Below are 11951 nucleotides of genomic sequence, written 5' to 3'. Positions count from 1 at the left end.
TCCTTGACCTGATTCCCGGGCAAGAGCCCGGGGATCCCGCCCTTCCGGTCCCCCTCGGTGAGCAGGTTGCCGCCGTTGGCGTACATCCAGGAGGTCCAGCTGCCCCACAGCCGTTCAATGGCTCGTTGTTAACACGTGGCGCGGCATGCCCTCGCCCGGCTCCGCGCCCGCGTCGGAGTGGAGATCCCCGGCCACCGGTCACGGCGTGCCCCGCCCTCTCGGCGGGGGTCGGGTGGCCGTCCCGCGCTCCGCCGGGGCGCTGCCTGGACCTGTGCGGCCGGTGCACACCGCATCAGCGGAATATTCCGCGAGCGCCAAGGAGTGCCGACTCCGGCCGACCGCGCCTGCACCGGTGCCGGCGTGTGGGCGACCAGGCCGGCCAGACGGCTTGCGGGAGGCGGGCCTGTCGCTCACCCGGCAGACCGTCGACAGGGCACTTTCGATAAAGCCCGGGCCCCGGTAGAGCGTGGTATTGCCCGTCTGAAGTCCTGGCGGATCTTCCGCGGAGCGCGGGGAGGCCCGAATCGAATGACGGCAATCGCCGCCGCGGTCCTCACTCCGGAGCGGCAACGCCGAAGGACCTCACTGCCTCCGGCCTGCCAGGGTGACAAGCCGAAGTCGGTAGTTGATCTAGAGACGGAATGATTCACTTGTCAACCAAGCGCTAGGATCGATCCATGGATGAACCTCGATGGCTTGATGAACGCGAGCAACGGGCCTGGCGTAGCCTCATGGCCATGCAGGACGGCCTGTCGGAGTACATCGAGCGGCAGCTGCGCACCCGCTGCGGGCTCTCCAGTGCCGACTACCAGGTTCTGGCGCATCTGTCGGAGTCGGCGGACGGACGCATGCGGTCAATGGCTCTCGGCCGCGCCACCAGGTGGGAGAAGAGCCGACTGTCACAACATCTGACGCGTATGGAGAAGCGCGGCCTGGTGCGCCGTGAGCGCTGCCAGAGCGACCAGCGAGGCGCCGTCGTGATCATAACCGAGCAGGGCCGTACGCTCATCGAATCGGCTGCGCCGCTGCACTTGGCCGATGTACGCGCGGTACTGATCGATCACATCACGCCGGATCAGCTCGATCTGCTGAGCGAGCTCGGCGACCGGGTGCAAGCACGACTCGCCGAGCTCGAACACAGAGGCTGACCGGTTCCGTGAATGCCGCCGCGGCCCACGCGGCCCATGCCGTGCCGCCCGTTGTACATGCGGCCCGCTGACGCCTTCGCGCGACTGACACCGCGGCGGTCGGTCTGTCCGGAGCAGCTTCGAGGGCGTGGGCCTGTACGAACCGCGGCCGGCGTCACACACTCCTGTCCGCGTTGTGGAACCAGCGTCCTGCGCCAGATGTCCGTCTGAGATGTGCCGCGGGTACGCGCCCGGTGACGGATGTCCTCCTCCTGCGACGCAGGCTGACCGGATGGCGACACTGTCGACAGTTGCTCCGCAGAAGGCTGCGCCGCCAGACAACGGGACGCCCGCCGTGGAAGCTCCCTCTTCTCTGGACCGGCGCGTCAGTCCTGCGCAGACTGACGGGTGGTCGCGCCGTAAGCCCTATCGGGACACGTCCGCTGGCTGGGAGGCGTGTTGCACCGCGGACGGCAGCCAACGGATCAGTCTCAAGGCACGCAGCCAGTCGGGTGCCGGGTCAGACCGCCGTCCGGGACACCGACATCCTCACAGTCGGGTGCGGTCATCGTGCTGATCTCCTTCGTGACTCGACATCTCGAAGATCAGCCGGTGGCCGTTCATCTATTGCGGCCCTCAGCCAGAAGCCGGAGCAAACCCCCGGATCAGGTCGAACCCGTACACCATCTCCCTGGACGCAACCCTGGCCATCGAAGCGCACGACAACCCCTCGGACAGGACGGCTCTTGTTCCGATGGTGAAGAAGACCCCGCGCGATCACCGGGCCGCACGGCTCCCCGGCGACATCCAACTCTGGCTCGCCGACAGCGGGTACGCTTCCGGCGCGTCTTTCGAGGCCCTCGCCGACCTTCCGCTACCGGGAGTGCTCGATGTACTGCCTGACCACGGTGAGGGGGGGCGCCGCCGACGGTGCCGGCGAAGTAGGACCCGGACCAGAGTTTGTCGGCCTGCCAGTACCAGTAGTGGTGTACCAGGTCGGGGAACTCTCCCCCAGCCTTCGGCCGGGAGGTGCCCCCAGGCGCAGGCGGCGGGAGGGCTTCGGCGTAGTCGGATGACGTCCGGTTTGTGATCATCCGAGGCCGAGGAGTGCGAGGGGTCGTTGGGGTCGCGGGCGTGGCGCCGCAGGCCGGCCGCGAGGCTGGTGAGTCGACCAATCGGCGGTTGCCCTTCACTTCCGCGGGGCCATGCCAAGAGCAGCAACTCTGCGGCACGAGCCGCGTGCTGGTAGCCATAGTCCAGGCGTAGGAATCCACCCGCAGTGGGCGGTTCGGCTCCAGGTGCTGGGTCGGGTTCGATGCCCAGCCAGCGGCGCCCTGAACGGCAACAACTCCCTGTGCAGCAGTGCCGAACCTGTCGAGCTGTCCATTTCCTCGCGGCGGATGGGAGTCCGACTGTCGGTGACTTGGGGTACCACGACCGCGATCAATAGCAGCGGGCCCGCTTCTAGGCGCCCGGCATCCCCGGAGAAGTACGAGGCCAGGGGGACGACGCGCTTGGGGCGGCCGGGGGAGTCGACAAGCCGGAGAGGATCCGTCCAGCCCCCAGATCTCCGATCCCTGGGCGGTTGACCTGACGTAGAGCCTGTCGTTCGAGACCATCTGTGCGCCGGCGGCCACAGCGGCCAGGACGGTCGTCGTCTTGCAGTCCGCGACACCACCTTCGCCGAGGACGCCTCCCAGCTGCGGACCGGCAACGCACCCCGCGTGATGGCCACCTGGCGCAACCTGGCCATCGGCGCCCTGAAGCTGTCCGGCGCCACCAGCCTTGCGGCCGGCCTGCGGCGCCACGCCCGGGACCCCCGACGACCCCTCGCACTCCTCGGCTTCGGATGATCACAAACCGGACGTCATCCGACTACGCCGAAGCCCTGGCCGAACCCCGTCCCGCGTAGCGGCACAGCAACGATCGAGAAGGCCAGAATCCTCGGGCTTCAGCCCGAGGGGCAAGTCAAAGCCGGAGTCTCATCCCCTGCCGTAGAGCATCCGGGCGAGCTCCGCTTCAAGGTCGAACCCACCGGCCTCACTGCCTGAGGGCACCAGGTGATAGGTACGCTCCAGCCACCGCTCCACCACCGGGAGCGCGGCCGCGAGCCGGGCGGACCCGTACGGCGAGGCAAGAGCGAGGTTTCAGCAATGCGCCTCGCCCTGCGCCGCTGGGCCAGAGCCGCACATCGCCGTTGCTGCTGGGCGTTCGAAGGCCTTCGGCCAGCAGGTGGCGGGAGAAGGCCCACCGGACCGGGTCACCGAGTCCCGTGTGGAAGTCGATGTGCACGGCGAACGGATCGCGCGAGGTGTACAGCAAGCGTGCCGGTACCGGGACGCTTCCGCCCGAGGCAAGGGCGAGCTCCATGCGGAGCCCTTGATCTACGCAGGTGGTCATTGCTCGAATTACTCCAAGAGATCGGGTTGGCGGTGCGCGGCCGCGCCATCGGAGCAACGCGCCCGTCAGGTCCCCGCTGTCAGTCGACGGTACGGCGGGTGACACCGTGCGCGTCGCTCACCACGACAGCCCACGGGCCACGGTCCCAGCTGCAGACGGCGTGGTCGTCGTAGCGAAAGTGACCGGGTCCTCGCCGCCAACCGTGGCTGCCGTCCAGAAGCCTGTGCACGCGGTCGTCACACGCGTCACCACGGTCGCGGTTACCGTGCTGGGTGACGCTCAACGAACGGGAGTGCACGGCGACGCGGTGCCGCCCGCTGCCAGGAGGGCGCTGACAGCGATGACGAAAGTGGTGGCCGCAGTGGTGGCGCGCCAGCCGAAGTGATTCATGATCATTCTATATCTTTCCACTGAGGATCTCGGATTGGAGGGCCTCCGGACGCCCCCCCCGATCGGGGGACGGAAATGACATTACTCCAGATTGTTTAACGTTGGACTTTTCGTGGGGTGGCATACCTCACGAGTCGTTTCGAGTGGTTCGGGAGGAAACCCTGCGGCCGAGCCCGGTCCCCGCGTCCGTAGCCGATCGCGCGTATCGACCGCTTCGCTCCTTCTGTACTTGATCAGCGAATGGCGCGCTCCAAGGGTCCGGTCTTTTGACGACGTACAGGCAAAGCTGATCGTCGGAGAACCGGGCGCCTCCGCGAATCCGAGCCCATCGAGTGCGTGCCGCAGCGGCTCACAGCGCACCTCGACGACTCCGCCGACGCTCCTGTTTCGCGGGCAATGGCCGCCTTGCCGCCGTACGCAAGCGGACGTCGTCGTCATGACGCCCGGCGAAGCCCGATTCGCGGACCGGGACCGGGCCACCAGTACGACCGCCATGTGTCGAAGTCCCCGGGCGAAGGCGTGCTTCGACTCGTCGTTCCCCGTCCTGTGTTCGCCGGCCTGACGCGAGCAGGCCGGAAGGGCGACCAGCTGCGCCAGCACCCAGGTGCGAGGGTGATGCCGGCGCACCTGGGGGAGGTGTCATCGTGTCTGTCGGGCTTCGAACCCGATGTCGCGAAAGCACTGTTGGGACGGTCCGTCGGCCCGCACCGATGCGAACGCGTCGCCGACCTGCCAAGCCATGCGAGAGGCCGTCCGCACGCTGGCGGAGCTCGACGCGCGCGGAGATGTGAGAGCGGACAGCGCGAGATCCTGGTAGGCGGACACGCCGGTTCCCGCTCCACGGACAGGACAGTTGATCTCCTTGTCCAGGGGGCTGTTCGTGTGAATGCCGATCATCAATTCCGAACAGCTGATCCCTCCGGGGGGCTCGGTGCTGCCACGCACGCGCCGAGCTGTCTTCCCCTGGAGGGATCGTCGAAGAAGTCTTACAAGGAGATCACGGAAATCTTCGAGCCCCTGGATGCCACCGAGTTGACGACCAAGGCCGTGATGTCACATTGCCCCAGGCCGGGTTACCGGGCTGCCGGCCGGTTCGGTCATCGGGCGAACAGGTGCCGGAGGTCCAGCCGGCAGGCAGGGCTCTGAGTCGAGCAGGTTCCAAGGGTCATGGCGCCGGCATCGCAGCCACCACTGACATCGCAGACGGCGCAGGAGCCGCGAGTCCGACCGCAGGGACCGTACGTGCCCGAGCAGCCGAACAGGCGACAAATCGTCACACCGGGCAGGGAGATCGACTGTCCGTCAGCAAGGACTTGAGTGGTCCGCTCACCCGGATGTCCCACTGCCCGTGGACACATCACTTCTTGCGCTTGACCTACTCGCTTTCCTGGTGGCGTGCGACGACGTCACCAGGCTTCCAGGCGAGCGCTTCGTCGTCGACGCCGCCCCGGGGCGCAGGCGTTGAAGGTCTGTTCCGGCACGCTCAGGTGGCGGCCGGGAAGTCCGCGCGCCCGGGTCCGCGGACCAGCGGGATCTTCCCCTGCCGGGTGAAGGGTGGGTTTCAGGAGCCGGTCGTGCGTCGCTTGCGAGCTTTCAGCCAGATGCCGGCACCTGCGCACAGAAACGCCACGGCCCCCGCGCACATGACAGCAAGGTTGCCTGAGGCGCCGGTCTTGGCCAGGGAGTGGTACTTTGCGGACTGTGCGGTCAAACCGGACGCGGCGGCGCCGGAAGCGCTGCTTGTCGGTGTCGAGGCAGGGGCGGCTCCGCCGTTCGTGGTCGGCGTCGCCGCACCGCCCGTCGGACTTGCGGAGGACTTGGCGGGAGAAGCCGGTCCTTCCGTCACGCTCAGGAGATAGTGGAGGGTCGAGGGGCGGAAGTCGGACTGGAAGTTCCCCGACCGAGCGTCGAATTGGAACCCGGCGGGCCGAGAATTGTGTCCTCCGCAACCGTCACCCGCCACACCCACGTGCTGTGCCTCGTCCTTGTTGCCGGTCACGGTCCAGTCCCGCACGCCACTGGCCGCGTAACCGTACCCGAAGTGCGCACCGGTCAGGATGTTGTCCTTCACCGTGCCGCCGTACACGGTCTTGGTGGGGCAGTCCCACACCTGCGAGCCCATGGCGATACCCACCTTGATGAACGCGCCCTTCGCGTCGACGGTGTTGTTCCGGACCACGGTTCCGGTGTAGTTACCGTCAGTGGGGAAGTAGTCGACCATGTTGATGCCGCCCAGCAGAGTGCGCGTCAGGGCGGTGACTGTGTTGTGCTGGATGGTCGAGCCAGGAGCACCGAAGATGACGATGCCACCGTCGGTGGCATCGGTGACCGTGTTGTTCTCTACCAGGCTGTGGCCGCAGTCGAGTGAGATCCCGTCGGCCCATTTCCGGTCCTTGTCCGAGCCCGAAGGGCCGACGGTGTTGCCTACGATCCGTCCGTTCTGGCATGTCGGCGTCGAGTCGTGAATTTTTCCCCCGGCGAAGTGAATCCCCGACCAGGACCTGGTGTCGTGGACGTACACGCCCTCCACCACCTGGTTGTCGGTGCCGCCCATCTCCACCAGCGCTCCGCCTTGGGCCCACCCCAGCCGGTCGCGGTCTCCGTCGACCTCGATGTTCCGGACGGCCGCGCCCTCCTGGTAGTAGCCCATCACCGCGTTCGTCAGCGACGCGTCGGCCACCCGGAGAACAGCCCGGGAGGTGCCGGTGGGACGCCCCTGTGTGTAGAGCTGCTGACGCGGGGCGGTGAACCTGACCTCATGGTGCAGCGAGAAGACCGCCCCAGGGCACAGGACCGCCGCGGCGCCCTCTCCGACGAGCGCGGCGTTGATGGCTTCCTCGGTTCCCGACGCGATGCATCCAGGGCTCTTCTGCCCGGTGGCGGGTACGTTCCCCGGTGCCCCGTAGGCGAGTCCTGGGCCACCGGCCAGCACCGTGGCCGCGGCGACGGTGAGAAACCGCCGGAGCCTTCCGGACCTGCGGCGAGCGGCCGGGAAGATGCCTGCGTGCTGGACGCGGAGCACGGGAGGCACACGGAAGACTTCACTGAAGGAAATGTGGGACATCCCGGCAGCGTAGCCACGTACTCGAGCCCCGAAGTCGCCACAGGCGCGACGGGAGACTTTCGGGAACGCGAGATGACACCAAAGACTCTCCACACCCCTCGACCGTCACCGGGGTGCGACCGCTGGCCGGTGCGACGGCCCGTGCCGCGGCGTACGGGCGGCCGAAGTCGTCAGGTGCTCGTCGGGCGTGACAGGGCGATGTCCGCCACGGCTCGCCGGAACTGATGGCGCTGGCCGCGGCCGCCTGGAGCACGGCTTCGCAGGCCCGCCATGAGTGACCTCGCGCCCTGCCTCGGGGCATCTTCACCGACAGGCCGATGCTCCGGCTCCAGGCCGGTGAGCACACCATCGCCGCCCACCGGGACACCGCCGGACGCTGCACCGCCCCGGACACCTTGCCGCCATTCCTCGGGACAATCCGAGCACGAAACAAGGTTGTGCCGACCCGATCGGTGCGGTAACCAGCTCCACCAGGCTCCCGCCAGGACAGTCTGAGGCTGATCCTTCGGAGTGGACAACCTGCATGAAACCCGGTGTCCACTCCCGGGGATCAACCTTCAGCTGACCGCAGCGCGCGAAGCGACGTTGCCGGGCTGGCGGCAGACTGCGACGCGTCCCATGCCCGGTGTCCTGGCCCGGGGGCGGTCGCCGGTCGCGGAGCGGACAGAGGTGCGGGACAGGTCGACAGCAGACGTCGAGGCTTCTCAGCCGCCCGGGCCGGCGAACACCCCCGTGAGGCCGTCAGGGCAGCGGCTTCAGCAGGGCCGCGGCGGGGCTGCCCAGGCCGGTCACGTTGTCGTATCCCGTTTCCGCGCTGAGGGAGCTGTCCCGGCCCAGGCTGCGCAGGGAGGTAACCAGACCGTTCGCCCCGTCATAGCCGTTGGCATAGTCGACACGGGCGACACCGAGCGACACGGCGGCACCCAGGGGATGGTCGGTCACATCGTGGAAGGAAGGGGTGCCGTACCGCTCGTAGAGGGCGGGGTTGGCGAACCCCAGGGACTGCCCGCCGCGTGCCTGCTGGACAAGTGCTTGGACACCGGCGACCACAGGGGTGGCCAGTGAGGTTCCACCGGTGCGGTACTCGCTGTACTGCAGCGACCCGTCGGGGAACGTCTGGGTACGGCCCACCAGGAAACCGGTGTTCGGGTCGGCGACAGCGGATATGTCGGGAACCACGCGCTGCCTGGTCGCTCCGCCGTTGGCCAGAGCAAGCGTGTCCGGCACCACCGCGCCCTGGTAGGACGGCTGTGCCACGGTTTTGCTGGTGCCCCCACCGCCTCCGGCCGTGAAGGCACCGGGCAGCGTCTCCCAGGCGGTGCCGTCGGCGGCCAGAGAGGCCTTGGCGGTACCCCAGCCGGTCTCCCACTGGTAGGTGTCGTCCTGGCCGACCGCGAGCGAGGTACCACCGACCGCAGTCGCCCACGCAGACTTCGCAGGCGCGTTGACCTGCTTGGTCCGCGTGGAGGCGACATTGTCGCCCGCGTCACCGGAGGCGAAGTAGAAGCCGATGCCCTCGACCGCGCCGAGCTGGAAGATCTGATCGTACGCTGTGGACAGGGAAGCCGTCTGGTACCCCTCCGGAGCGCCCCAGGAGTTGGAGACGATGCTGGCCAGCCGGTTGTCCACGATGCTGTACAACGCGTCCAGCAAGTCGTTGTTCCCGCAGGAGGCGGCGCCCGCGTAGACGATCTTCGCTGCGGGAGCCACAGCGTGCACCGCCTCGATGTCGAGGGCCTGTTCGCTGTACCACTTGTCCGGCTTGCACTCGTCGAAACGTCCATAGGAAGCCGGCAGATGCTCCACCAACTGGCCGGCGCCGTAGGCGGCATCGCCGTTGCGCCTCGCGTACTCCGCGGTGTCCTTGCGCATGGTCGAAGATGTGTAGGCGCCGGTGACGGCGACCGTTACGCCTTGTCCCGTGTCACTGCCGGTGGCACCGTTGGCGCCTCGTAGCTGGGTGCCTGTGTAACCCTTGGGGGCGTACGGCTGCTGCGCGCCGTACGCGGCGGGCAGGTCGGCCCCGAGGGTGGAGCCGTAATAGCTGGAGAACGGCCCGGCGTTCCTGAACACCGCCCCCGGAGGCGGCAGGGTCGCCTCGGAGGGCGCCGTCATGGGCTGGGCATGGCTTGGACCGTCGTCGAGGCCCACGACGGTCAGCACGGCTCCCTCCAGCGAAGCCGGTACGGTGGCCGCGCGTGACGGCGCGCGGAGGACCGCACCGTTCCTGGTGTAATCGTGCAACTCGGTACCGAAAGCCTTCTCGGCCTGCGAGACACTGCCGGCCGCCGTCAGATAGTGCTGATGGCGGCCGGTCACCGTGAGCCCGGCACCCGTCAGCCAGGCCATGACCGCGGCGACCTGCTTCGGGCTCGCCCCGAAACGGCTCCGGGCCTGCTGTGCGGACAGGTATCGGCCGTACTGGGCCGAGTGCGGATCGGCCACCGCTTCGGCGTAGGCCGCCAGGCCCTGGGGATCCCGGCCGGCCAGGTAGACGCGTGCGCTGACCCTGTCCGCAGCGGTGGTACTGCCGAGGTCCGAAGCGAGGGTCGCCCAGGGGGGCTTGGTATCCCGCAGGGCATGACGGCCCTGCGGACCCGAGTCGGGCCGCGCGCTCGGCGCGCCCGCCATGAGGGAGACGGCGGCCAGTTGCAGCACGGTCGCGAGTGTCAGCGCTGAGCGCCTGCGTAAAGGGTGAGTTGTCATGTCTTCCTCCAGTGATGACGAGTGGTGACGGATCACGAACCAGCGGGTCGGCTCGGCGTACCCCGGACCTGTTGGATCCGGGGCGAGGCCGGACGGGGGGGCATGGGTTCGCGTGGTGGTCCGCCGATGTCCGCCACCCTATGGAAAGTTGAACAGTTAACAAAAATGAAGAGGTAGCCGTCCGAATGCCAGGGCGGGCTCCGATCGCGCCGCTGGGCAGCTCCCGCGGGGGTGTGCACCACCGCCCGGGACGAGGCACGTGGATGGGAGTGCCGGCCGGCTCGGCAGGTTCCCGGGGGACGCTGCGTCGACGGCAGGCCATGTCCCGGCGGAGGTCCAGGTGGGCCGACTGCTCGCCCTTTCGGACCCGGCCCTGTTCCGGGGATCGCCACGAGGCTTGCGCTCGTCCTACGGTGAGCTCTCAGGGTCCGGCTGCGCGTTACTCCCCTGACGGCATACGTGGCCGGCCCTCCGCACATGGTCCTCCGGCGGGTATCCCGCCCCCATGACAAAAGAGCCTGCCACGTGGCGACTTGCCTCTCCGTGAGACCGCGGGAGAACAACGGTGCCGGACTTGCAGAGGAAAGGGGGACCGACGTCCCTTTACCCGTACACAGCCCCTCCGACGGACGACGCGAGTGCTGTTTCCATAAATCCGGTTCGTCCGTGGCGATTCGCGCGCGTCCACCCGGCACCGGTAGGACAGCAGCTCGGTTGTCGAGGGAGGGCGGCCCCTCCGGCGTCTCGGCTGCCGGCACCTACGGGGACGGCGTCTCGACGCGGTCCTCGCCGTCTCGCTCCAGGGGGCCTGTGGGAAACATTCCGTCATCCGCCCGAAGGGCGGGCTGCACGGAGTCCGGCACGCGTCGCGGGACAGGCGGGACTTCCGCGACCGGCTTTGGGTTCGCCTGGTGGGTGCGCCGCCCGGTGGAGTACCGCCCGCGTCCGACAGGGCGGGGTGCCGGGCGTCGCCCGCCCTGTCGGACCGGCATGCCCCGCCCGGTACACCCACCGCACCATCAGTGACCAACAGGAAAGGGACTTGGAGATGGCAGAGGAACAACCTGCGGCAGAGCAGGACGACTCGTCGGACGGGCCCGCAGTGTGGCACCAGCCCCTGCCGTGGGCGCCGTCCGAGGAAGGCCCGGCACCCACGGAGTCCGCTCCCGGAAAGCCGTCGGAAGCTCGCGGCCCGGATGAAGCGGCGCCCGCGGAAGCGCTGCCGGAGACGGTCGCGGCCGTAGCCGAGCCGGGCACGAAGCGGGGCCGCCCAGCTGAGCCGCCCGCACCGGAGGAAACGAACTCCCCGGAGCAGGAGACTCCGAGGGCGGCCAAGTGGATGGGCACGGTCGCCGCCCTCGCTTCGGTACGGGCGAGGCTCAAGCCGGACGCCGCGGCTCAACCGGCCCCCTCCGCGGCGGAGGCGGGCGCGGAGGGGGCCCATGGCACGCGGCTGCTCAGCGGCCGCCTCTTCGAGCGGAAAGCCCCGGATACGGTCTCCACAGGTTCGGCCTCCGAGCCGGCCGGAGCGCCCCAGCGCTTCCTCCGTCTGCGCACCCCCCAGGCCGCCGGCGCCGTACTGCTCGGCACCATGCTGCTGGGAGCGCCGTTCGTGCTGACGTCCGTCAACGCGGGTGACGCTTCCCCGGAGAAGCACACGGCCGGCGCGGAACCCGTGAGCCCTCCGCCCGAGGCCAATGTTCCGGCGGGGCCTGAAGGTCTCCCGCCGGTTCAGCCGTCGGCGTCCGTGAGGATCTTCGACGGTGACATCAAGTCGGCGCACCCGAAGCCCGAAAGCCGGCCCCGTTCGGATCTCGCTCACGACGCGGCCCCCTCCGCGAAGCCGCACCCGGTCTCCGGACAGCGCGCCCTTGCCGGGGCGTCTCGCGCCCGCGAGGCCCGCGCCAGGCCCAGGGGAGCGACGCTGACCGTGCACCACGACAAGCAGCTCTTCCCCGGCCAGTCCTGGCACACCGACCGCATCACCCTGACCATGCAGAAGGACGGGAACTTCGTCATCTACGACAAGCACGGCCACGGACTCTGGTCGACCAGGACGAACGGCGTGGGATACCGGGCGATCATGCAGGCCGACGGCAATTTCGTGATCTACGACCGGTCGAGCCGGGGTGTCTGGAGCACCGGCACGGCCGGTCACGACGGTGCGTTTCTCGGCCTCCAGAAGAGCGGCAACGTGACCGTCCGCTACCGGGGAAGGACGCTGTGGGCCTCTGGCACCAGGGTCTGACCGGTCCGGTCACGGC

Annotated in this window: 5 protein-coding genes and 3 pseudogenes; 4 read left to right on the top strand and 4 right to left on the bottom strand. The window is 68.7% G+C overall.

From position 1 onward, the window contains the following. Window positions 1-227 precede the first annotated feature (227 nt). The 3 genes and pseudogenes from OG819_RS46170 to OG819_RS46160 form a co-directional block, all read left to right on the top strand. Window positions 228-573, top strand: a pseudogene (locus tag OG819_RS46170) (transposase family protein); the annotation flags it as partial. 104 nt (window positions 574-677) lie between these two features. Continuing rightward, the gene (locus OG819_RS46165; protein WP_266655410.1) at window positions 678-1148 is read left to right on the top strand and encodes a MarR family winged helix-turn-helix transcriptional regulator; all 471 of its coding nucleotides are present in this window, start codon (window positions 678-680) and stop codon (window positions 1146-1148) included. Window positions 1149-2791: 1643 nt separating this feature from the next. Further along, window positions 2792-2980: pseudogene (locus OG819_RS46160) on the top strand (ISAs1 family transposase); the annotation flags it as partial. Between the two features lie 187 nt (window positions 2981-3167). On the opposite strand, the gene OG819_RS46155 reads toward OG819_RS46160, so the two are convergent. The 4 genes and pseudogenes from OG819_RS46155 to OG819_RS46145 form a co-directional block, all read right to left on the bottom strand. Further along, window positions 3168-3497: an SsgA family sporulation/cell division regulator gene (locus tag OG819_RS46155; RefSeq protein WP_266655408.1), complete on the bottom strand. Its 330-nt coding sequence runs from the start codon at window positions 3495-3497 to the stop codon at window positions 3168-3170. Between the two features lie 1445 nt (window positions 3498-4942). After that, window positions 4943-5179: pseudogene (locus tag OG819_RS58840) on the bottom strand (hypothetical protein); the annotation flags it as partial. Between the two features lie 299 nt (window positions 5180-5478). Further along, window positions 5479-6981 (bottom strand): right-handed parallel beta-helix repeat-containing protein, encoded by a 1503-nt coding sequence (locus tag OG819_RS46150; protein ID WP_266655406.1) that lies wholly within the window; start codon window positions 6979-6981, stop codon window positions 5479-5481. Window positions 6982-7722: 741 nt separating this feature from the next. Further along, complete coding sequence (locus OG819_RS46145; protein WP_266655404.1) at window positions 7723-9687, bottom strand: S53 family peptidase; 1965 nt, start codon at window positions 9685-9687, stop codon at window positions 7723-7725. A 1048-nt stretch (window positions 9688-10735) separates the two neighbouring features. Here OG819_RS46145 and OG819_RS46140 point away from each other — a divergent pair. Next, a complete protein-coding gene (locus tag OG819_RS46140) occupies window positions 10736-11935 on the top strand; it encodes a hypothetical protein (protein WP_266655402.1) in 1200 nt (399 codons plus the stop codon). Window positions 11936-11951: the final 16 nt, after the last annotated feature.

Origin of the sequence: Streptomyces sp. NBC_01549 (assembly GCF_026339955.1) — a bacterium.
GTDB lineage: Bacteria > Actinomycetota > Actinomycetes > Streptomycetales > Streptomycetaceae > Streptomyces.
The sequence above is the reverse complement of the archived record's forward strand: the minus strand, read 5'-3'. Positions and strand labels throughout refer to the sequence as shown.

What these genes read in the sequence shown, in the direction of transcription:
- OG819_RS46165 (WP_266655410.1), top strand. Translation starts at nt 678, where the DNA reads ATGGATGAACCTCGATGGCTTGATGAACGCGAGCAACGGGCCTGGCGT.
- OG819_RS46155 (WP_266655408.1), bottom strand. Translation starts at nt 3,497, where the DNA reads ATGGAGCTCGCCCTTGCCTCGGGCGGAAGCGTCCCGGTACCGGCACGC.
- OG819_RS46150 (WP_266655406.1), bottom strand. Translation starts at nt 6,981, where the DNA reads ATGTCCCACATTTCCTTCAGTGAAGTCTTCCGTGTGCCTCCCGTGCTC.
- OG819_RS46145 (WP_266655404.1), bottom strand. Translation starts at nt 9,687, where the DNA reads ATGACAACTCACCCTTTACGCAGGCGCTCAGCGCTGACACTCGCGACC.
- OG819_RS46140 (WP_266655402.1), top strand. Translation starts at nt 10,736, where the DNA reads ATGGCAGAGGAACAACCTGCGGCAGAGCAGGACGACTCGTCGGACGGG.